General features: G+C 62.1%; 13 protein-coding genes. 8 read left to right on the top strand and 5 right to left on the bottom strand.

Features of this window, described 5'->3' with window-relative positions; genetic code table 11:
• The first annotated feature begins 113 nt into the window (after positions 1 to 113).
• Positions 114 to 1,079 carry a magnesium/cobalt transporter CorA gene (corA, locus tag YQ44_RS21600; RefSeq protein ID WP_071325150.1) on the top strand — a complete coding sequence of 322 codons (966 nt, stop codon included), beginning with the start codon at positions 114 to 116 and terminating at the stop codon, positions 1,077 to 1,079.
• A 135-nt stretch (positions 1,080 to 1,214) separates the two neighbouring features.
• Positions 1,215 to 2,588, top strand: coding sequence for an ATP-binding protein (locus tag YQ44_RS21595; RefSeq protein ID WP_071325149.1), 1,374 nt, complete (start codon positions 1,215 to 1,217; stop codon positions 2,586 to 2,588).
• A gap of 18 nt (positions 2,589 to 2,606) precedes the next feature.
• On the opposite strand, the gene YQ44_RS21590 is transcribed toward YQ44_RS21595, so the two are convergent.
• Positions 2,607 to 4,235, bottom strand: coding sequence for an NAD(P)/FAD-dependent oxidoreductase (locus YQ44_RS21590; protein WP_071325148.1), 1,629 nt, complete (start codon positions 4,233 to 4,235; stop codon positions 2,607 to 2,609).
• Positions 4,236 to 4,875: 640 nt separating this feature from the next.
• Between YQ44_RS21590 and YQ44_RS21585 the strand changes: the two genes are divergently transcribed.
• Positions 4,876 to 5,664 (top strand): tetratricopeptide repeat protein, encoded by a 789-nt coding sequence (locus tag YQ44_RS21585; protein ID WP_156894951.1) that lies wholly within the window; start codon positions 4,876 to 4,878, stop codon positions 5,662 to 5,664.
• Between the two features lie 571 nt (positions 5,665 to 6,235).
• A complete protein-coding gene (locus tag YQ44_RS21580; protein WP_071325146.1) occupies positions 6,236 to 9,301 on the top strand; it encodes a TonB-dependent receptor in 3,066 nt (1,021 codons plus the stop codon).
• Positions 9,302 to 9,498: 197 nt separating this feature from the next.
• Here YQ44_RS21580 and YQ44_RS21575 read toward each other — a convergent pair whose 3' ends face one another.
• Positions 9,499 to 10,224 carry a 16S rRNA (uracil(1498)-N(3))-methyltransferase gene (locus YQ44_RS21575; protein ID WP_071325145.1) on the bottom strand — a complete coding sequence of 242 codons (726 nt, stop codon included), beginning with the start codon at positions 10,222 to 10,224 and terminating at the stop codon, positions 9,499 to 9,501.
• Positions 10,225 to 10,411: 187 nt separating this feature from the next.
• Here YQ44_RS21575 and tkt point away from each other — a divergent pair, with 187 nt between their 5' ends.
• Together tkt and gap are read left to right on the top strand one after the other, a co-directional pair.
• Positions 10,412 to 12,409: a transketolase gene (gene tkt, locus YQ44_RS21570; protein ID WP_071325144.1), complete on the top strand. Its 1,998-nt coding sequence runs from the start codon at positions 10,412 to 10,414 to the stop codon at positions 12,407 to 12,409.
• Positions 12,410 to 12,624: 215 nt separating this feature from the next.
• A complete protein-coding gene (gene gap / locus YQ44_RS21565; protein WP_046685413.1) occupies positions 12,625 to 13,635 on the top strand; it encodes a type I glyceraldehyde-3-phosphate dehydrogenase in 1,011 nt (336 codons plus the stop codon).
• A gap of 58 nt (positions 13,636 to 13,693) precedes the next feature.
• On the opposite strand, the gene YQ44_RS21560 is transcribed toward gap, so the two are convergent.
• The 3 genes from YQ44_RS21560 to glnE form a co-directional block, all read right to left on the bottom strand.
• On the bottom strand, positions 13,694 to 13,882 hold the full coding sequence (locus tag YQ44_RS21560; protein ID WP_071325143.1) for a hypothetical protein: 189 nt from the start codon (positions 13,880 to 13,882) through the stop codon (positions 13,694 to 13,696).
• A gap of 138 nt (positions 13,883 to 14,020) precedes the next feature.
• Positions 14,021 to 14,797: a YoaK family protein gene (locus tag YQ44_RS21555; protein ID WP_071326666.1), complete on the bottom strand. Its 777-nt coding sequence runs from the start codon at positions 14,795 to 14,797 to the stop codon at positions 14,021 to 14,023.
• 13 nt (positions 14,798 to 14,810) lie between these two features.
• Positions 14,811 to 17,564, bottom strand: a complete 2,754-nt coding sequence (gene glnE, locus YQ44_RS21550) for a bifunctional [glutamate--ammonia ligase]-adenylyl-L-tyrosine phosphorylase/[glutamate--ammonia-ligase] adenylyltransferase (protein ID WP_071325142.1) — start codon at positions 17,562 to 17,564, stop codon at positions 14,811 to 14,813.
• Positions 17,565 to 17,842: 278 nt separating this feature from the next.
• On the opposite strand from glnE, the gene YQ44_RS21545 reads away from it, so the two are divergent.
• Both YQ44_RS21545 and YQ44_RS21540 read left to right on the top strand, forming a co-directional pair.
• Positions 17,843 to 22,003 carry a YhdP family protein gene (locus YQ44_RS21545; RefSeq protein ID WP_335589234.1) on the top strand — a complete coding sequence of 1,387 codons (4,161 nt, stop codon included), beginning with the start codon at positions 17,843 to 17,845 and terminating at the stop codon, positions 22,001 to 22,003.
• A gap of 71 nt (positions 22,004 to 22,074) precedes the next feature.
• Complete coding sequence (locus YQ44_RS21540; RefSeq protein WP_232250959.1) at positions 22,075 to 22,848, top strand: carbon-nitrogen hydrolase family protein; 774 nt, start codon at positions 22,075 to 22,077, stop codon at positions 22,846 to 22,848.
• The last annotated feature ends 84 nt before the right edge of the window (positions 22,849 to 22,932 follow it).

Here is a 22,932-nt window from a genome sequence, read left to right as displayed (position 1 = left end):
CTTCCTTCCCCGGCGTCTGTTGCGCGCCACAATGCACAATCAAAGCGGACGATAGGGTAAGCTGGCGCCTGCCGGATGGTTTCGTCCGGTCTTAACTTTCATTGTGGAACTGTATGCTGATTAACTGCGTGGCCTACCAGGATGGCAAAAAACTGGCCGACTTGCCGATCGACGATATCAGCGATTACGTGGAGCGCCCCGATTGCTTCGTCTGGGTCGCCCTGCTCGACGCCACGCCCGACGAGCTGAAGCAGATGCAGCACGAGTTTTGCCTGCACGAACTGGCGGTGGAAGACGCGCAGCGCGGCCACCAGCGCCCGAAGATCGAGGAATATGGCGACTCCCTGTTTGCCGTCGTGAAAACCGTGGAAATGGTGGGCGACGAGCTGGTGCTGGGCGAAGTCGACATTTTCGTTGGCGCCAATTACGTGCTCTCGTCGCGCAGCAACAGCTCGCAAGGCTTCCTCGGCGTGCGCGCGCGCGCCGAGCGCGAACCGCATCTGCTGCGCCAGGGCTCCGCTTTCGTCCTGTATGCGCTGATGGATGCCGTCGTCGACCGCTACTTTCCCGTGCTCGACGCGCTCGAGTCGGAGCTGGAACTGATCGAGGACCGCATCTTCGACCGCGGCACCGAGCGCGACAATATCGAACGGCTGTACCAGTTGAAGCGCAAGGTGATGGTCTTGCGCCACGTGGTGGCGCCCCTGATGGAAGCGGTGGGCAAGCTGCATGGCGGGCGCGTGCCGCCGCTGTGCCACGATACGCAGGAATATTTCCGCGACGTGCACGATCACCTGGCGCGCATCAATGGCACGCTCGACACCATCCGCGATACGATCAGCACGGCGATCCAGGTGAATCTGTCGATGGTGGCCATTGACGAGAGCGAAGTGAACAAGCAGTTGGCGGCCTGGGCGGCTATTTTCGCCGTGTTTACCGCGTTTGCCGGCATCTGGGGCATGAACTTCAAGTTCATGCCGGAACTGGACTGGCATTACGGCTATCCTGCGGCCGTGGGAGTGATGAGCTGTGTCTGCGGTTATATGTATTACTTGTTCAAGCGATCCGGCTGGCTATAAAAAATTCCTGCAAATCTGTATTATTGGACAATATCCGGGGGTACAATCGCGGCAGGTCCGCTCGCCCGGGCCAATGGCTGAGAGTCGCCGCGCCGGCAGGTTTGCCTGCGCTTTCCGTGCTGCGCAGGAGCATTCATGAGTATTCCGCTGTTTGATGTGAATTCGCAAGAACCCCTGTTCGATCCCGAGCAGCGGCGCACCCTGGCGGAGGCGGCCCTGCGCTCGATCACCGCCTCGACGGCGCGCGCCCGGGGCGACGACTTCCTGCGCATCCTCGTCAAGGACCTGGCCGAGGCGCTCGACGTGCAGTACGTGATCGCCGGCCGCCTGATCCGCATGGCGGATGGCAGCGAAGGCATCCGCACCCTGGCCCTGTGGGGCGGCAACGACTACCAGCCGAACATCGAATACAGCCTGCAGCACACGCCTTGCCAGGACGTCACCTGCCAGAGCATGTGTTTTCACGGCAGCGACATCCAGCGTCGCTTTCCATTCGATAGCCTGCTGGTCGACATGCATGCGGAAAGCTATGTCGGCATGCCGCTCATCGATACCGAGGGCAAGACCCTGGGCATCCTGTCGGCCATCGACACGCGTCCCATCGATGAAAACAAGCGTTTGCTGGCCCTGCTGCTGCTGTCGATCTTCTCGGCCCGCAGCGCGGCCGAGCTGCAGCACCAGGAGCGCACGCAGCAGCTGGAAGAAATCGTACGCCAGCGCACGGAATCGCTGCTGACGGCGCAGGCCAACCTGATCGAGCAGGAACAGATGGCGGCGCTCGGTTCGCTGGTGGCGGGCGTTTCGCATGAAGTCAACACGCCCGTCGGCGTGGCGCTGACGGCGGCGTCGAGCATGGGCAGCTATGCCGACCAGCTGGTGCAGCTGCTCGGTGGCGCCAAGGTCAGCCGTGCCGAGCTGATCGACATCGCCGAAGCGCTGAAGGGCGCGGCCGCCTTGATCGAGCGCAACCTGGCGCGCGCGGCCGACCTGATCGGTAATTTCAAGCAGCTGGCCGTGGACCAGGTCAGCGAATACGTGGCCGACCTGGCCCTGCATGACTATGTGCACGGCCTGGTGTCGGCGCACAGCCCGGAACTGCGCAAGGCGGCCCTGCGCGTGGAGCTCGACATCGCGCCCGACTGCCAGGTGCGCCTGGCGGCCGGCAAGCTGTCGCAAATCCTCTCGAACCTGCTGATGAACAGCGCCCGCCACGGCTACCCGCAAGGCGGGCCGGGGCAGATCACGATACGCGCGCGCATCGAGGTGGACGAGGAGGTTGCCGCCTTGCCATGGCTGCTGCTGGAGTTTTCCGACGACGGCATCGGCCTGGCGCCCGCCGTGCGCGAGCACATGTTCGAACCGTTTTTCACCACCAAGCGGGGCCAGGGTGGCTCCGGCCTGGGCATGCACATCGTCTACACGATCGTGCAGCAACTGGGCGGCCAGGTGTGCGCCATCGACAGCACGCCGGGCTGCCATATACAGATCAGGCTGCCGCTGGCCGCCTGATCTGCTCTTGCCAGCGCTTTAAGCGGCGGCGATCGACAAGGCTACGGCTTCGGCCACCTTGATGCCATCGACGGCGGCCGACAGGATGCCGCCCGCATAGCCGGCACCTTCGCCGGCGGGGAACAGGCCGCGCGTATTCAGGCTTTGCAGGTCGTCGTCGCGGCGCTTGATGCGGATCGGCGACGAGGTGCGCGTTTCCACGCCCGTCAGCACGGCGTCGGCCTTGTAATAGCCCTTGATCTGCTTGTTGAACGCAGGAAACGCTTCGCGCAGGGCCGTGATCGCATACTCGGGCAGGGACGGCGCCAGGTCCGTCAGGTGCACGGCCGGCTTGTACGACGGCACCACGCTGCCGAATTCCGTCGAGGCGCGTCCGGCGACGAAGTCGCCCACCAGCTGGCCAGGCGCATCGTAATTGCCGCCGCCCAGGGCAAACGCCCGTTCTTCCAGCTCGCGCTGCAGGGCGATGCCGGCCAGCGGGTCGCCCGGATAGTCGGCCGGCGTGATGCCGACGACGATGGCGCTGTTGGCGTTGCGTTCATTGCGCGAGTACTGGCTCATGCCGTTCGTCACCAGGCGGCCCGGCTCCGAGGCGGCTGCCACCACGGTGCCGCCCGGGCACATGCAGAAGCTGTAGACGGAACGGCCATTGCTGGCGTGATGCACGAGCTTGTAGTCGGCCGCGCCCAGAATCGGGTGGCCGGCGCTGGGGCCGAAGCGGCAGCTGTCGATCAGCGACTGCGGGTGTTCGACGCGGAAACCGATCGAGAATGGCTTCGCCTCGATGTACACGCCGCGGCGGTGCAGCATCTCGAAGGTATCGCGCGCGCTATGGCCGATGGCCAGCACCACGTGGTTGCTGGCGATGGTTTCGCCATTGTCCAGCACTACGCCGCGCACCTGGCCGCCATCGCTGCCTGGCACGATGTCGATATCGACCACTTTGCTGCTGAAGCGGTATTCGCCGCCCAGCTGCTCGATATTCGCGCGCATTTCTTCCACCATCTTGACCAGGCGGAAGGTGCCGATATGCGGCTTGCTCACATACATGATTTCTTCGGGGGCGCCGGCCTTGACGAATTCCGTCAGGACCTTGCGGCCGTAGTGCTTGGGATCCTTGATCTGGCTGTACAGCTTGCCGTCCGAAAAGGTGCCGGCACCGCCTTCGCCGAATTGCACGTTCGATTCCGGATTCAGTTCGCGCTTGCGCCAGAAGCCGAAGGTGTCGACCGTGCGTTCGCGCACCTGCTTGCCGCGCTCGAGGATGATGGGCCGCAAGCCCATCTGCGCCAGGATCAGCGCCACGAACAGGCCGCAGGGGCCCGTGCCGATGACGATGGGGCGCGGCTGATTGCTGTGGCCGGCCAGCTGTTCGCCGCCGGCGACGAATTTGTAGTCGGTGTCGGGCGCCGGCATCAGGTGCGCATCGTGCTGCAGGCGCGCCAGCACGGCCGCCTCGTTCCTGAGCTCGACATGCAGCGAGTAAATCAGCACCACGGCGCTGCGCTTGCGCGCGTCATAGCTGCGTTTGAAGACGGTAAAGCCCAGCAGGTCGCCGGCATCGATGCCAAGGCGGGCCAGGATGGCGGCGGGCAGGGCCGCTTCGTCGTGTTCGAGGGGGAGTTTTACTTCGTTGAGTCGTAACATAGTCGATTCCTAGGTGGGGGGCTATTTAGGCCCCATGAATAAAGCACGCGCGGACTGCCTGACAAAGCCTGTCGCCCCTTGCAAGCCGTCGCCGGCGGATACGCAGCCGTGCTGACGCACAGATTTTTCTTCTCGGTTTCACATTGCATCGGTACGGCAAGATTTTGCCAGGGAGGGGAACGCGCGGTCCAGACGCTATTTTACCCTTAGCGCCGCCATTTGCAGAGTGTCTCGGCGATGGCAGGCGGTTCGCGGCCATCCGGTCGGGCGTCATGCATGGTGCTGCTGTCATCGTTGGGCTGCCATGGACAGTGGGCTTGTGTGAAAACAATATAAATAGTTAACAAAACGAGGTGAAGTGTGGCGTTTTTTTGCTGCGCCTGCCGATAGTGCCGCTGGCGCACGGAGATCCGGCTGTCGAACCTGTCGTATCGATAATGTTGTCTTTTTTATTTAACAGTGTCGCAAAATGTGATCCTTTTATCAAACTTACTAATTGCGGAGCGCATATTTCTGAGCTAGGATTAATGCTCGTGTCTGGCTTGATTTTTCCTTCTGGAAACTGCTACTGGCTTCGTGGGGAGGCCGGCTCGCCAGCTAAAAATCTTTTATCCCGATCAACTTCCTAGTGGACGTCAAGATGAAAAAAATAACACTCAGCTTTTGCTTAATGATGGCATTCGGGGCTGCATATGCAGATGAGCTTGCTGATGCTCAGAAGGCATGGGAAGCGAAGGATTTTTCAACGGCGTTCCAGAAGTTCACGAAATTGGCCAATCAGGGCAACAGTGCCGCGCAATTGCAGCTCGGTGAAATGTATGGCTTTGGCGAAGGGACGACAGAGGACGCTGCACAGGCGAGGCACTGGCTCAAGCAGGCCGCTGCCAGCGGCAACCCGGAAGCGGCGGCATCGCTTGAACTGGTGCAGCAGCGCAGCGCCCGCAAGGCCGATATCGCTTATTACACGACCAACTTCGATGGCGCCGCTGCCGCCTATGGCAAATTTAATTGCACCCAGCCTGTAATTCCCAAGGTATCGACTAAAAATGAGGAAATTAATTCGGTTAATGCCGCCGTCAATGCCTGGGTGGATTGCTACGGACGTTTCGTGAAGAATTTGAATGCGGCGATGCCGGTAACGAATACGATTCCGCCCGATATCATCAAACTGATGAATAACGAGGAATTCGTCAGGGCCGACGCGCTGATTTCGAAAACCTATCAAGGAATAGCAAGTGATGGCCAGACGGTGGCGGATGTAATCATCGCCGATAATATTCGCTGGAAAAAGGATACGGAAGAATTTGTTTCTAACAGCAATGAACAACATAAAGCCCAGCTGTTAAAGCTGGAAAATGATAATGACCAGGAATCGAGAAACCTGCGTCACCTGAAAGATATGAAAAGTATTGCGTATAAAAAGAAATAATTATCGCAATGATAATATGTCAATTTTGAATCATATTCCCAAAAAGAAATATTTGGCCATATGATCGCCGTCGGCGCATTGCGTCCGCTACCCGTCAGTGTTCACCCGATCCGCCAGGCGTCGGGTGCTGCATGACGGGTAGACGGCCACTATTTGCGCACTTGCACATAACACCGCCCCTCCGCCGCAGCCCCCGCTTTTCCTCACTATACAAGAGCTAGCCAAGCTCAAAAAAGCGCATTTGCATATGCGTTTTTATGCCTTTTCCACGCATCAAAATTGTGCATTGCCGCACCATTTTTGGACGCGTTTATTTTTCCTGACCTTTTTTGTGCAGGTTTGTTGTTTCTGCGCACCATTCCGTTCTCTTTGTTGACAGTTAAGCTTTGCATATGTTTCCATATGTTGTCTAGTCAGCTAGCTAGGGGACCGGCTATCGGACTATATGACCTGTCATAAAATGACGGGAGTGGGGAAAATCGGGACTTAAAATAATATTGACCGTGATTTGTTGTATGCATTCTATCCAAGCTGATCCACGAGAAAAGCTTAACTATAATTAGGAAATCACATGTTTAGAAAAACTGTCTTAGTGCGTGCATTGGCGATTGCATTTAGTGCGACCGCGATGACTGCAGCTGTCGTTCCTGCCGCAATGGCGCAATCTAACGCTGCCGGTAATATCTACGGTACGGTTGACGGCGCAGCTGCTGGCGCTTCCGTTGTCTTGCATAATATTGGTACGGGCACCAAACGTACCGTTGCGGTCGATAGCGCGGGCCGCTATTTTGCATCGGGCATGGCTCCTGGCCACTACAAGATTGACTTGGTACGTGACGGCAAGACTGTCAACACCGTCGAAACCGATGTGATCGTGGGCCAGGGCGTTGATGCATCGTTCGCCAGCAGCGCGGTACAGGCAGTGCAGGTTACCGGCCGTCGTAGCCGTATCGACGTGTCGAGCTCGAACAATGGCGCGACGTTTACCGCCAAAGAACTGGCGAAACTGCCTATCGCCCAAAACGTTGCCGCGATCATTCAGCTGGCGCCTAACACGACGCGTGCCGACTCCCGTTACTCTGCCGGCGCATCGTTCGGCGGCGGCGGCGCTTCGGAAAATGCGTACTACATCAACGGTTTCCCTGTTACCAACCCACTGACACAGTTGGGTGCTTCGGAACTGCCATTTGGCGCGATCGCCCAGGCACAGATCCTGACCGGTGGCTTCGGCGCCGAGTTTGGCCGTTCGGTTGGCGGCGTGGTCAACGTCACGACGAAGAGCGGCACCAACACCTGGGAATTCGGTGCCCAGGTAGCCATCGAACCTAACGGCCTGCGCTCGACGCCAAAAGACTACTACTACCCGAACACGGGCGCAGCGTCGAACGCGGCGACCGACAATACCTTGTACCTGCGTCGCAGCGATAGCTCGCGCTCGGAAAAGACGTATGGCGCCTACGTAGGCGGCCCGATCATCAAGGACAAACTGTTCATGTTTGCCGCGTTTGAATCGCGCAATCTCGATACCGACGCCGCACTGGGTACCCGTACCTCGGCATCGAATGCCACCACCGGCTGGCAATCGAACCAGCACACGATCGACCGCTATCTGGCCAAGTTTGACTGGAATATCACGGACAATCACCGCCTGGAAATGACGTTCATGGGCGATGAAGCGAAGACCGACCGTCAATTGTATGGCTACGACTATACGAACAGCCGTCGTCTTGCGAAGACCGCATCGCAGCACTACAAGAACAGCGAAGACTTCTCGCCATCGGTTGGTGCAGAAACGCAAATTCTTCGCTACACGGGTAACCTGACCGACAACCTGACGGTCAATGCCCTGTATGGTCAAAGCAAAACGCCAAACTCGGCTGTTTATGATCCGATCGGCACCGCACCAGCGGACCTGTTCCAGATCAGCGCAGCGAGCAACGTGCGCGCGCCTGGCCTGAACTACAGCAGCCCGCAAACCCTGAACGGCGCCGTTGCTGCCAACAACTCGGCCAGCAAGATCAAGTCTTCCCGTCTGGATCTGGAATACAAGATTGGCAACCACACCATCCGCGGCGGTCTGGATGACAACAAGCTGACCTCGACCAACGTCGGTGAAATCTATGGCGGCGGCGGTATCTGGGTATACGGCCAAACCCGTAAAAACGGCGTCGGCGACGGTACCGTGCCGCTGCAGCTGGGTGGCAGCACCGTGAAGACCTCGAACAATCCTGGCCTGCTGGCTTCCCAGGGTTACTGGGTCAGCAAACGCCTGTTCTCCAGCGTGACCGATGCCCGTTCCGAGCAAAGCGCACAATACCTGGAAGACCGCTGGCAAACCACGAAGGACCTGTTGCTGACCTTGGGCATTCGTAACGAAGGCTTCAAAAACGTCAACGGCGACGGCGACACCTTCCTGGAAGTGAAGAACATGGTCTCGCCACGCTTTGCCGCGGCATGGGACGTCAACGGTGATGCATCGTTGAAAGTGTTCGGTAGCGCCGGTCGTTACGCGCTGCAAATCCCGACCCACCTCGCGGTTCGCGGCGGCAGCCGTTCGACGCTGACGCGTGAAGGCTACACCTACACGGGTACCGACGCGTACGGTCAGCCTACGGGCCTGCAATCGCTGGCGCCGGTATACTCGGTCAACAACGAACTGGGTCAATACAAGGATCCAAAAACCGTTGTTGCCCAGGATATCAAGGCAACCTACCAGGATGAGTTGACTGTCGGTTTCGAAAAAGCGTTTTCGCCTAGCCTGAACTTTGGCGCGAAAGTCACTTATCGTAAATTGAAAGCCACCATCGATGACTACTGCGATACCCGTCTGATCGACGCTTACGCTGTCGACAACAAGATCGATACGTCGAACTTCTCCGGCTTCTCGTGCGCATCGTTCAACCCAGGCAAAGACAACACCTTCCTGGTCGACTATGCTGGCACCCGCAGCAACTACACGAAAGTTCACCTGACCAAGGCTCAACTGGGCTTTGACGATGCGAAACGTACGTACACGGCAATCGATCTGTTTGCCGAGCATCCGATGCGTGATGGCTGGTATGGCCGTGTGAACTACACGTGGTCGCGTAGCAAAGGTAATACCGAAGGTCAAACCCGTTCGGACAATGCCCAAACCGACGTTGCTGCAACGTCGACCTGGGATAATCCAGAGTTGATGGTTGGCGCCAACGGCTTGCTGCCAAATAACCGCGAGCACCAAATCAAGGCCTTCGGTTTCTATGAACTGAACCCTGAGTGGACTGTCGGCGCGAATGCCTTGCTGGCTTCGGGTCGTCCGAAGAACTGCTTCGGCTGGAACCCTAACGTTCCTGGCGAAGTTGACTACGGCTCGGTGTACTTCTATTGCGATGGCGCTGCAGCACCACGCGGTTCCCGCGGCACCCTGCCTTGGGATACGCGTTTGGACATGAACCTGTCCTACCGTCCGCAGCTGTTGAAAGGCCTGGCATTGAAAGTTGACGTATTTAACGTACTCAACAAGCAAACCGTGCAGACCCTGGACGAAACGTACAACGTGGACAGCTCGTTGAACGTCAGCCCAACTTACGGCCGCGTTATCAGCTACACCGCACCGCGTTCCGTACGTCTGACCGCCGAGTACAACTACAAGTTTTAATTGACTTGTTTTTACCCCTTGCCGTGTTTCACGGCAGGTGGGGAAAAGAAAAAAACCGCTGGCGCAAGCCAGCGGTTTTTTTTGCCTGGCCGTCTCGGCCAGGTAATGCAGTCAGTGCCATTTGGCCTGGTCGCTCATGTAGCCTGGACTGGAGGGGGCAGCCGCGCATGGCGCAGGCCTGCCTGGCCGCGTTTTTCCTACATCCCGCTCCATAATGCGGCCAGCGTCGCCAGCGCCGTCAGGCCCGCCGTTTCCGTGCGCAGGATGCGCGGGCCCATGGACAGGCCGATGGCGCCGGCGGCCAGCGCGGCTTTTTCTTCCGCTGCCGAAAATCCGCCTTCCGGTCCCACCATCACCGTAATCGCCTGCGGCGGCTGGTGACGCGCCCACTCGGCCAGCGACTGGTCTGCGCGCGGCGTCAGGATGATGCGCTTATGTAAATCCTGCTGGCTGCTCCAGCTATTGAAATCCTGTAACGGTGCCAGCTGCGCCAGGCGGTTGCGGCCACACTGTTCCGAGGCGGAGACGATGATTCCTTGCCAATGAGCCAGTTTTTTCTCGGCCCGTTCGGCGGACAGGCGCACCACGCAGCGCTGCGCCGACAGCGGCACGATGCCGGCCGCACCCAGCTCGATGGCTTTTTCGATGATCCAGTCCATCTTCGACGCTTCCGGCAGCGCCTGCGCCAGGGTCACCGCATACGGCAGTTCCGCCTCGCGCGCCACGTGTGCCTGGATGTCGGCCGTCACGCTGCGCTTGGCGATGCTCGCCAGGCTGGCCTGCACTTCACCGCCTTCGCCATTGAAGAGGGTGATCAGGTCGCCCGGCGCCAGGCGCACGACCTGGATATGGTGGGCGACGGCCTCAGGCAGGGAGACGGTGGTGCCGGCGACGAGCGGCTGGGGGCAGAAAAAACGCGGCATGCAAATCCTCAACGGGGATGAAAGTGGGGTAAAAAGACAGTAAAGTATAGCGAGTTGGCTGGCCAGTACGCCGCAATTCTAATTTGCGGCCCCCCAGTCTGGTAAAATAGTTGACTACAGAAAGCAGCCGGCTTCCTTGTCTGCGCTGCTGCAAACGAATCCCAAACTCGCGACTGACCACACCACCATGACAACTACGCTCCCGACTACCAAAATGGCCAATGCGATCCGCGCACTGGCAATGGACGCTGTACAAAAGGCCAATTCCGGCCATCCAGGCATGCCGATGGGCATGGCCGAGATCGCAGTTGCCTTGTGGAGTGGTCATTATCGCCACAATCCGGCGAATCCAAAATGGCAGAACCGCGACCGTTTCCTGTTGTCCAACGGCCACGGCTCGATGCTGCACTATGCGCTGCTGCACCTGACCGGCTACGACCTGTCGATGGACGACATCAAGGCATTCCGCCAGATGCATTCGAAAACCCCGGGCCACCCGGAAGTCGACATCACGCCCGGCGTGGAAACGACCACCGGCCCGCTGGGCCAGGGTATCGCCAACGCCGTCGGCATGGCCCTGTCGGAGCAGTTGCTGGCCGCTGAATTCAACAAGCCTGGCCACGATATCGTCAACCACTACACCTACGCCTTCGTCGGCGATGGTTGCTTGATGGAAGGTATTTCGCATGAAGTGTGCGCGCTGGCCGGCACCCTGGGCTTGAACAAGCTGATCGCCCTGTACGACGACAACGGCATTTCCATCGACGGTAAAGTGGAAGGCTGGTTCACGGACGATACCCCGGCGCGCTTCGAAGCGTACGGCTGGAACGTCATCCGCGCCGTCGACGGCCACGATGTTGCCGCCGTGGCTGCAGCCATCGCCGCCGCCAAGACCGCGTCGAAACCAACCTTGATCTGCTGCAAGACCATCATCGGCAAGGGTTCGCCGAACCTGCAGGGCGGCGACAAGGTCCACGGCGCCGCGCTGGGCGACAAGGAAATCGCCGCCGTGCGCGAATACATCGGCTGGGATGCCGCACCGTTCGAGATGCCGGCCGACGTGTACGCGGCCTGGGATGCCAAGCAGCAAGGCGCCCTGCTGGAAGCGGACTGGAACGAGCGTTTCGTTGCCTACAGCCGCGAATTCCCGCAGCAAGCGGCCGAACTGACCCGCCGCATGCAGGGCGACTTGCCGGCCGCGTTTGAAACGGCGCTGTCGGCCGCCATCGCTTCCTGCGTCGAGAAGAAAGAAAACATCGCCACCCGCAAGGCCAGCCAGAACGCCATCCAGGCGCTGGCGTCGTCGCTGCCGGAATTCCTCGGCGGTTCGGCCGACCTGACCGGTTCGAACCTGACCAACTGGAAAGAGTGCGTGGCCGTGCGTTCGGGCCAGCCTGGCAACCACATCAATTATGGCGTGCGCGAATTCGGCATGAGCGCCATCATGAACGGCATCACCCTGCACGGCGGCTACATCCCGTTCGGCGCCACGTTCCTGACGTTCTCCGACTACAGCCGCAATGCGCTGCGCATGGCTGCCCTGATGAAGCTGCGTTCGATCTTCGTGTTCACCCACGACTCGATCGGCCTGGGCGAAGACGGCCCGACGCACCAATCGGTCGAGCACGTCTCGTCGATGCGCTTGATCCCGAACCTGGACAACTGGCGTCCATGCGACACCGTCGAGTCGGCCGCTGCCTGGGGTGCCGCCGTGCGCCGCAAGGACGGCCCGTCGACGCTGATCTTCTCGCGCCAGAATCTGCCGTACCAGGAGCGTAGCGCCGAACAGATCGAGAACATCTACCGCGGCGGCTATGTGCTGAACGACGTGGCCGACGCCAAGGCGATCCTGATCGCCACCGGTTCCGAAGTGGAACTGGCTGTCGCCGCCGCCAGCGCGCTGGCTGCCGAAGGCATCAATGTACGCGTGGTGTCGATGCCGTCGACCGACGTGTATGACCGCCAGGACGCCGCCTACAAGGCCGGCGTGCTGACGAAGGGCGTGCCGCGCGTGGCCATCGAGGCGGGCGTGACCAGCTTCTGGTACAAATACGTGGGCCTGGAAGGCGCCGTCGTCGGTATCGACACCTTCGGCGAATCGGCCCCTGCCGGCGTGCTGTTCAAGCATTTCGGCTTCACGGTCGACAATGTCGTAGCCAAGGTCAAGGCCGTCATCGCCGGCTAAGATCACCTGACCAAACCGACTGCGCGTCGCGATGTGCGGCCTCCGATGCTCACTGTGCTCAAGCACCGTTCCGCTTCCCGGCCACAGATCGCTGCCATTCGCTACGGTTGGTCGGGCGACCTACTCGTTTCCGCCGCCAGCGTCCCGCAGATGGGCGCGGCGGCGAGCAGATTTTTTAATGTGCTAAGTACTTTCTATTCAATCAGGAGCAGAGTATGACGATCAAAGTTGCAATCAATGGCTACGGCCGCATCGGCCGTAATGTGTTGCGCGCTTTCTACGAAGGCGGCAAGAAACAGGATATCCAGATCGTTGCCATCAACGACCTGGGCGATGCCAAATCGAACGCCCACCTGACCCGCTACGACACCGCGCACGGCAAGTTCCCGGGCACGGTCACCGTCGAAGGCGACAACATGATCGTGAACGGCGATCCGATCCGCGTGTTTGCACAGCGCAATCCGGCTGAAATCCCATGGGGCGAGCTGGGCGTGGACGTCGTGCTCGAGTGCACGGGCTTCTTCACAACCAAAGAAAAAGCATCGGCCCACCTGAAGGGCGGCGCGAAAAAAGTCATCATCTCCGCGCCAGGCGGCAAGGACGTGGACGCCACCGTCGTCTTCGGCGTCAACCACTCGGTGCTGAAATCGACGGACACCGTCATTTCCAACGCCTCGTGCACCACCAACTGCCTGGCACCGCTGGTCAAGCCGCTGAACGACGCCATCGGCATCGAAACGGGCCTGATGACCACCGTGCACGCCTACACCAACGACCAGGTGCTGTCCGACGTGATGCATGAAGACCTGCGCCGCGCCCGTTCGGCCACCATGAGCATGATCCCGACCAAGACCGGCGCTGCTGCCGCCGTCGGCCTGGTGCTGCCTGAGCTGAATGGCAAGCTGGACGGCTTCGCCATCCGCGTGCCGACCATCAACGTGTCGCTGGTCGACCTGTCCTTCATCGCCAAGCGCGACACGACGGTGGAAGAAGTCAATGCGCTGATGAAGTCCGCTTCGGAAGGCGCCCTGGAAGGCATCCTGACGTACCAGACCGAACCGCTGGTATCGATCGACTTCAACCACAACCCGGCGTCGTCGAACTTCGACTCGACCCTGACCAAAGTGTCGGGCCGTCTGGTCAAGGTATCGTCGTGGTACGACAATGAGTGGGGTTTCTCGAACCGCATGCTCGACACCACCGTTGCCCTGATGTCGGCCAAGTAATTTCTGGCTGTCCATCAAAAAACGCCCTCGCGGGCGTTTTTTTTCGTCTGTCGCCTGCCTATTCCCTGGGCTCGCACTGGTTGCGCCACTGTTCGCACGATGCTTCGACGCCCTGGTAGCACATGTTGAGGATGTAGTCGCAGCTTTCCGACGGCACCCACGCGCGCACGGCGGCCGTGCTGGAGAATGAGGCGGCGGCGCCGACGGCGATGGCAAAGACAAACAGGGCTCTTTTAATGGAAATCATGTTTCTCGCTTTCAGAATTGGACAACGGTAGGGTGTCGAATCAAAAGGCCGCCATGGCAGGCTTGATCCGCTTGCCCAGCGCAGAAAAATCTTAGCATTAAAATCAGTGATTGATTGCCATAAAGAAAAATATTCCTGCTAACGCCAGGCGTGCAGGTGGCGCCGGTAAAAGCGCCACAGCAGGCGCAGGTCGCGCAGCACGGGCACGCCGGAGAGCAACATCAGCACGCCGGCAAGGACGATGGTGGCGGCGGGAAAGCCGATGTGCTTGAAGGCCAGCGCGCCGCTGACGCCGCCGAGGAAGAAACAGCTGATCAGCAGGCTGTGCGTTTTCAGCTTGCCGCGGTTGACCTTGACGACCCGGTCCGGCAGTTCCCGCCGGTTGTAATACGCCATCTTGCCCAGTTCGATGCCGATATCGGTCGACAGGCCCGTCACGTGCGTGGTGCGGATGACGGCGCCCGAGATCTTGGTGATGATGGCATTCTGCAAGCCCATGACAAAGCACAGCAGCAAGATGGTGACAGGGCCCAGCACGTCCGGCATGGTCGCCAGGTAATTGCCTGCCAGGCCGAACAGCAATAACAGGGCCGCTTCCAGCAGCAGGCTGGCGGCAAACTGGCTGTGCAGCCGGCGTCGCTTGCCCCAGTTCACCATGATGGCCGTGACGGCGGCACCGCTGACGAAGGCCAGCCAGGCGCCCAGCGCGGCCAGCGCCACCGTCACGTTGCCCAGCGCCAAGTCGTCCGCCATGCCCGAGACGATGCCCGTCATGTGCGAGGTATAGCCGCCGATGGCGAGGAAACCGCCCGCATTCACGGCGCCGGCCACCAGCGCCAGCACGCAGCCCAGTTGCAGGTTGGCTTGCGTGTCGCGCGCCGATCCGCTCAGGCGGGACAGGTAGCGTAGCGGCATGCGCGGGCCAGCCTCAGGCCGCGGCGCCAAACATGGCTTGCCACAGGCGCATCACGTTGTCCGCATGCACGCGCACGCGTTCCGGCTCGACGCGGGCCAGGTCCTGGCCCTGCAGGCGCAGCTGGTGCTGCAGTTTGCGCAGCGCGCGGTAGGCGTCGGCGACAGCCGCGGCCAGCCGGGCGTCGATCAGTCCCAGCTCGCCGCACAGGCGCAGCAGGGCGATATTGCCCGAGTTGGCCGTCAGCTGCGGATACTGCGCCGCATGCTGGAGCACCAGGTATTGCACCATGAACTCGATGTCGATCATGCCGCCCGGATCCTGCTTCAAGTCGAAGTTGCCGGGGCGGGGAGGGTGTGCATCGAGCATTTTCTTGCGCATGGCCACCACTTCGCCCTTGAGCGGGCCGTTTTCCGGCCTTTCCTTGCGCAGGATCGTGTCGCGGATGCGTTCAAAGTGCTTGCCGATGGTGGCGTCGCCGGCGCAGAAGCGCGCGCGCGTGAGGGCCTGGTGTTCCCACACCCAGGCGGCGCTGCTCTGGTAGCGCTCGAATGCCTGCACGCTCGAGACCAGCATGCCCGAGGCGCCGTCGGGGCGCAGGGCGATGTCGATGTCGAACAGGATGCCGGCCGAAGTGTGCGAGGTCATCCATGTGATGAAACGCTGCGCCAGCTTGGCGTACAGGCCGGGCGCTTCCTGGTCGTCGTCGTCGAACAGGAAGATGACGTCGAGGTCGGAGACATAGCCGAGTTCCTTGCCGCCCAGCTTGCCATATGCGATGACGGCGAACTTCGGCACCTCGCGGTGACGCGTTGGCAAGGTTTGCCAGACGGCTTGCACGGTGGCGGCGACGATGATGTCGGCCAGCTGCGACAGGTAGTCGGCCAGTTTTTCCACGCTGAGGTCGCCGGCCAGGTCTTGCGCCAGGCACTGGAACAGCTGCGCGTGGTGCATTTCACGCAGGATATCCATTTGCCGCTCCGTGTCGCCGGGCGCGTCGTCGAGCTGGCGCTGCAAGTCCAGCGCCAGCGCGGCCGGGTCGGGCACCGTGTTGCGGATGCGCTCGTCGAGCAGCTCGTCGAGCAGGATCGGGTGCTGCGTGAGGAAGGTGGCGGCCCAGCCGCTGGCGCATACCATGCGCACGACGCGCTCGAGCGTATGCGGGTATTCCGTCAGCAGCGACAGATAGGCGGAGCGGCGCGCGATGGCTTCCAGGAAATCGAGCAGCCGGCCCAGGGTGGCCAGCTGGCTGGCGTTGCCGTTGGAAACGGAGCAATCGGTGATCAGGGGCAGGGCGGAATTGACGAGGGCGACGAGGCGCGTGCGGCTCGCCTCGGGCAACGATTGCAGGCGCGGCGCCTGCCACGTGGCCAGCAGGCGTCGCGCGCAGGCGGCCGGCTCATGGAAGCCCAGGGCGGCAAAGCGCGCCTCGATGGCTTCCTGCTGGTCGGAGGCGGCGCACTCGTTCGACGTTTGCGGGTCGATGCCCGTGTCGGCTGGCGCCGCGCCGCTGCTCTTGTCGCTGAACATCTCGTCGAACTGGCCGGCGACAAATACGCGGTGCGCTTCCAGCTGGGCCAGCAGGGTGGGCGTGTCGGGCAGGCCCATCATCTGCGCCACGGTCAGGCGGTCGGCCTCGCTGGCGGGCAGGGTGTGGGTTTGCGCATCGTCAAGATACTGCAGCCGGTGCTCGAGGTTGCGCAGGAAAGTGTAGGAATTTAGCAACTGTTCCACGATGGCTGGTTCCAGCAAGCCTTTTTCCGCCACCGTGCGCAGGGTGGCGCGCGTGGAACGTTCGCGCAGCTCGGCATCGCGTCCGCCGCGTATCAGCTGGAAAACTTGCGCGAGGAATTCGATTTCGCGGATGCCGCCGCGCCCCAGCTTGACGTTGTTGCTGCGGTCGGGATGCAAGCGTTCCTGGCGGTTGACCTCGGCGCGGATCTGGCCGTGCATGGTGCGGATGGCGTCGATGACGCCGAAATCGAGGTAGCGGCGGAAGACGAAGGGGCGCACGATGGCGTCGAGCGCGGCGATATCGTCCGGCTTGCCCGTCACGGCGCGCGCCTTGACCCAGGCGTAGCGCTCCCATTCGCGTCCCTGCACGATCAGGTATTGCTCGACCATGCCCAGGCTGGCGGCCAGCGGCCCCGAGTTGCCGTTCGGGCGCAGCGCCATGTCGACGCGGAAGGTAAAGCCGTCCTGCGTGATCTCGGCCAGGGCGGCGATCAGCTTCTTGCCCATGCGAATGAAAAACTCGTGGTTGGACAGGCTGCGCTGGCCCGGCATGGTCGCTTGCGTGTCGCCATCCTCGGGATACACAAAGATCAGGTCGATATCGGATGAAACGTTGAGCTCGCCGCCGCCTTGCTTGCCCATCGCCAACACCATCAACTCCTGCTCCTGGCCCGACTCTTCGCCGACGGGCATGCCGTGCAGGGCCACCATCTCGGCCATGATGGCGTCCACATGCGTGCGGATGGCGAAGTCGGCAAAGCCCGTCATGGCCGTGACGACTTCGTGCAAGTCGGCCTGGCCGTCCAGGTCGCGCTCGATCAAGCCGCAGACCAGCAAGTTGCGCAGGCGGCGCATGGCCCGTTCGGCCGGCAGTGGCGGCGTGGCGGCGTCGGCCTGGGCGGCCAGCGCGGCGGCAAAGTCCAGCCCGTCCAGCGGTGCGCGCACCAGTTCGGCCAGCTGCGCGGCGCGTTCGGGGGCGGCATTGAGCCAGCGCTGGTGGAATCGGGAGGCTGAGATCAGGGGCGTGTGGCTCATGGTGGCGGTTTCGGTAGGTACTTCGTGTCAGGTTCGTCGTTAACTTGGCTGTGAACGGCGGGGGATGCGGTAAAATTGTGCCGCCGGCGATAATGCTGCCGGGCAGTGCGCGCTCTCCCGGACGATGGTAAGGGAGCTGCCGTGCGGACGCAAGCGCAAGGATGCAGGCGCGCGCCAGTCGGGCGTGCCGGCACGCCGCGAATTCAGACGATTTTTGCCATTATTTGACGCCGGGCCAGTTTATTAGCTTATTGATGCAAAAACCGCCAGAAGCAAGCGTGACAGAACATGTGCCATTGGCCCTGCGCTGGCAGCGGCTGCGTGCCGCCTATCGCATGGCCAACCTGGCCACCCACCATGTGCTCGGCTTTGCCATCAAGCTGGTGCTGCTCGCGTATTTCGCCTTCGCCGTCCTCTTCCTGTTCCTGCGCTACGCCATCCTGCCGAATATCGATTACTACAAAGGCGATATCGAGCGGGCGGCCAGCCGCGCGCTGGGCAACCCCGTCAGTATCGCGCGTATTTATGCCTCGTGGCATGGCGTGCGGCCGAATTTGTTCCTCGGCGACGTGACCTTGCGCGACCAGACGGGCCGCCAGGCGCTGAGCCTGCCGAGCGTCTCGGCCACCCTCTCGTGGTGGAGCGTGCTCGGTTCCCTGCGCTTCGAGACCCTGGAAATCACGCGGCCCGACCTGGACGTGCGGCGCAGCAAGGATGGCCAGCTGTATGTGGCTGGCGTGCTGGTCGACAGCCGGCAGGGCAGCGATGGCAAGGGCGCCGACTGGCTGCTGTCGCAGCACGACATCATCATCCGCGACGGCAAGGTGCGCTGGACGGACGAAGCGCGCGGCACGCCCGAGCTGGCGCTGGAGCAGGTCAATGTGCTGTTGCGCAACCGCTGGCGCAGCCACCGCCTGGGCTTGCAGGCAAAGCCGCCCGCCAGCCTGGCCGCACCCATCGATGTGCGCGCTCACTTCACGCATCCGCCTTTCAGCAAGCGCATCTCCGACATGTCGATGTGGAAAGGCGAACTGTACGCGGACCTGAAAGACGCCGACCTGGCCGCCTGGCGCCGCTACCTCGACTACCCGTTTGAATTGAGCCAGGGCAAGGGCGCCCTGCGCGCCTGGCTGAGCCTCGATCATGCGCGCCTGGCCGGCTTCACGGCCGATGTGGGCTTGACGGATGTGCAGGCGCAGCTGGGAGAACACATTGCCCCGCTCGACCTGCTGACGGTCAGCGGACGCATCTCGGCCAAGGAAACCCTGTCGGCCGACGCGCCCGATGGCAAACCGACCTTCGGCGCGAACGGCCATCAGGTGGAGTTGACGAATTTCGCGCTGGAAACACGCGATGGCCTCAGCCTGCCGCCGACGACCTTGTCCGAGCGTTTTATTGCCGCCACGAAGCGCAAGCCGGCGCAGACGGAGATCACGGCCAAGTCCCTCGATTTGCAGACCCTGGCCGCGCTGGCCGACAAGTTGCCGCTGGGCACACAGCAGCGCCAGCGCCTCGATGCCCTGGCGCCGCGCGGACGCCTGCAGGATTTTTCCGCCCAGTGGCAGGGCGACATGGCTGCCCCGGCCAGCTACCGCCTGCGCGGTCGGCTCGTCGAGCTGGGCTTGAATGCGCAGCCGGCGCGCCTGGCCGTGGCGAAGACGGCGACCAGCCCCGGTCAGGCGGCCGCACCGGCCATTCCCGGTTTCGACCGCCTGACCGGCAGCATCGACGCCAGCGAGAAGGGCGGCAGCATCGCCATCGATGCGCAAGACCTGGTGCTGCAATTGCCCACCTACCTGAGCGAACCGGCCATGCCGTTCGAACAGTTCGACATGCAGGCGCGCTGGACGTTCGAAGCGGAGAATATGCTCAAAGTCGAACTGGACAAGCTCGACTTCAATCAGCAGGGCTTGCGCGTCGCCTTGCAGGGCACGCACCGCATGCCGCTCGACGGCAAGAACCTGGGCCAGGTGGACTTGACGGGGACGATCGACAATTTCCAGATCAACACCATCGGCCGCTACCTGCCGCTGCAAACGCCGGAGCACCTGCGCCATTGGCTGACGGGCGCGCTCGAAGGCGGCATGGCGCACGACGTCAGCCTGCGCCTGCGCGGCGAACTCGAACATTTCCCGTTCAAGGCCGATACGCCCGCGCAGCGCAATCACGGCGAATTCCGCGTGGCCGGCAAGATCGAGAACGGCACCCTGAACTACGCGCCCGGCGAATTCGCGGAAAACGGGCCGCTGGCGGGCAAGGCGCCCCTGTGGCCGCAGGCGGAGAAAATCAAGGGCAGCTTCGTCTTCGAGCGCGCGCGCATGGAAATTCGCGGCGACACGGCCACCACGGGCGGCGTTGCCTTGACGAATGTCAAAGCCGTGATTCCCGACCTGACCGTCTTCGACACCCTGCTCGATATCGAGGGCAACGCGGCCGGCCCGATGCAGGAATTCCTCAAATACGTGACGGCCAGCCCCGTGCTGGGCTGGATCGAGCATTTCACGGATGAAACGACGGCGACGGGCAACGCCCGGCTGGCCCTCAAATTGCATCTGCCCATCGAGCGCATGCTCGAGTCGACGGTGCAAGGCAGCTTGCAGCTGGCGGGCAACGACGTGGTGCTGTTCCACGACATGCCGCCCGTGCTCGGCACGCAGGGCAAGATCGAATTCAATGAAAAGGGCGTCAACCTGAATGGCCTGAACGGCAGCCTGCTGGGCGGCCCGCTGGCCATCTCGGGCGGCAGCCAGCCCGACAATTCCATCCAGGTGAAAATCGCCGGCAACATGACCATCGACGGCTTGCGCAAGACCTATCCGGCGCCCGTGCTGCAGCGCCTGGCGAAGCACTTGAATGGCGGCGCCCGCTACAGCGGCCTGATCACGGCGCGCGACCACCAGGTGGTGGTCAATGTCGAGTCGCCGTTGACGGGCCTGGGCCTGGACTTCCCCGCGCCCCTGAAAAAGGCGGCCGGCGACAGCCTGCCCGTGAAATTCACGCTGACGGGCAATGCGGCCAATGCGGCAGGCTTGCGCACGGACGATATCCGCATCGCGCTCGGTTCCGGCATCGGCGCCCGCTACCAGCGCCAGAAGCAGGGCAAGGAAGCGTGGCGCCTGGTGCGCGGCGGCATCGGCGTGAACGTGCCTGCGCCCGAGCCCGACAGCGGCATGATGCTCAACGTCAGCCTGAAGTCGCTCGACGTGGATAGCTGGATCGCCACCGGCAGCGAGATCGCCGGCAGCGGCGCGGCCACGGCCGACGCCGGCGGTGCCGACGATGCGCCCGATATCGCGCAATACGTGGTGCCCGACATGATGGCGGCCCGCGCCAGCGAACTGATGCTGGGTGAGCGCAAGCTGGAAAACGTCGTGGTGGGCGCCACGCACCAGAAGGATGTGTGGCAGGCCAACATTGATGCGAAACAAATATCGGGCTATGTGACGTGGCTGGAAACGCCGTCCGGCCTGGGCAAGATGACGGCCCGCCTGTCGTCGCTGATCATCCCGGAATCGGCTGCCAACGACGTGAAGAATTTGCTGGAAGGCAAGAGCGGCGCCCAATCGATCCCCTCGCTCGATATCGTTGCCGAGCAATTTGAGCTGTTCAACAAGAAGATTGGCCGGTTGGAGTTGCAGGCCTATAACACCATGGCGGCCGGCGGGCGCGAGTGGCGCGTGGGCAAGCTGCAACTGTCGAATCCCGATGGCGCCCTGAGCGGCAACGGCAAATGGGTCATCAAGGATGGGCAAAGCACGACCAGCCTGCGTTTCGGCCTCGATATCGTCGACGCGGGCAAGTTGCTCGACCGTTTCGGCTTTGCCGACACGGTGCGCCGCGGCAAGGGACGCCTGAACGGCGACATCGCCTGGAATGGCTTGCCGTATTCGCTCGATATTCCCACCTTGTCGGGGCAGATCGAAATGAATGTGGAGTCGGGCCAGTTCCTCAAGCAGGATCCGGGCGCGGCCAAGCTGCTGGGCGTGCTCAGCCTGCAAGCCTTGCCCCGTTTGCTGAAGCTCGATTTCCACGACGTGTTTTCGGAAGGCCTGGCCTTCGACGGCATCACGGCCAACGCCAGCATCAAGCGCGGCGTGGTGAGCACCGACAACCTGAAGATGCATGGCGTGGCCGCCACCGTGCTGATGGACGGCACGGCCGATATCGCCAATGAAACGACGAACCTGCACGTGGTGGTGATCCCGGAATTCAACCTGGGCACGGGCCCCCTCGTGTACGCGCTGGCCGTCAATCCCGTGATCGGTCTGGGCAGTTTCCTGGCCCAGCTGTTCCTGCGCGCCCCCGTGATGAAGGCGCTGACTTACCATATGCGGATCGCCGGTCCATGGAAGGCGCCCGTGGTGACCAAGCTCGATGGTGGTAAATTGGAGCCTGTGGCCACGCCGGCAGCGGCGGCGCAGGACGCCGTGGCGAAATAGGCGCTGCGCGGCCAGTGGGCTGCCAGTACGAACGTAGAGGTGAGGTGATGCATACAGTCGCAGCAATACAAATGATTTCTTCCCCTTCCGTGACAGACAACCTGGCCACGGCGCGCCGGCTGGTGGCGCAGGCCGCCGCCGGTGGCGCCGAGCTGGTGGTGCTGCCCGAATACTGGGCCATCATGGGCAAGCAGGAAACGGACAAGCTGGCCCACGCGGAACAGCCCGGCAATGGCCCCATCCAGGATGGCATGGCGCAGATGGCGCGCGAGCATGGCATCTGGCTGATCGGCGGCACCTTGCCCCTGATTTCTGGCCAGGAAGGCAAGGTCTTGAACACCACCCTCGTGTACGACCCGCAAGGAGCGCCGGCTGGCCGCTACGACAAGATCCATTTGTTCGGATTTACGCGCGGCACCGAGTCGTACAATGAGTCGCGCACCATCGTGCCCGGTGCGCAGGTGCGCTCGATCGAGATGCCGTTTGGCCGCGTCGGCCTGTCCGTCTGCTACGACCTGCGCTTCCCCGAGCTGTACCGCGCCATGGGCGATTGCGCGCTGATCGTCGTGCCGGCCGCGTTTACCCACACGACGGGCAGCGCCCACTGGGAAGTGCTGCTGCGCGCGCGCGCCATCGAGAACCAGTGCTATGTGCTGGCTTCGGCGCAGGGCGGACTGCACCCGAACGGCCGCCGCACCTGGGGCCACAGCATGCTGATCGACCCCTGGGGCGAAGTGAAAGCCGTGCTGCCCGAGGGCGAGGGCGTGGTCAGCGGCGAGATCGATCCGCTGTTTCTGGCCGGCGTGCGCGAATCGCTGCCTGCCCTGACCCACCGCACCATGTGAGAGTACCTGGCATGCGCTGCTGGGCGTCGCGCTGTGCGGCCATCAGTCACTGCCGAGCGCTACGCTGCTGTCAGGCACTGTAAA

The organism is Janthinobacterium sp. 1_2014MBL_MicDiv (genome assembly GCF_001865675.1).
Classification (GTDB): Bacteria; Pseudomonadota; Gammaproteobacteria; order Burkholderiales; family Burkholderiaceae_D; genus Janthinobacterium.
Note: the sequence above shows the minus strand (reverse complement) of the source record. Positions and strands in the feature narration are given on the sequence as shown.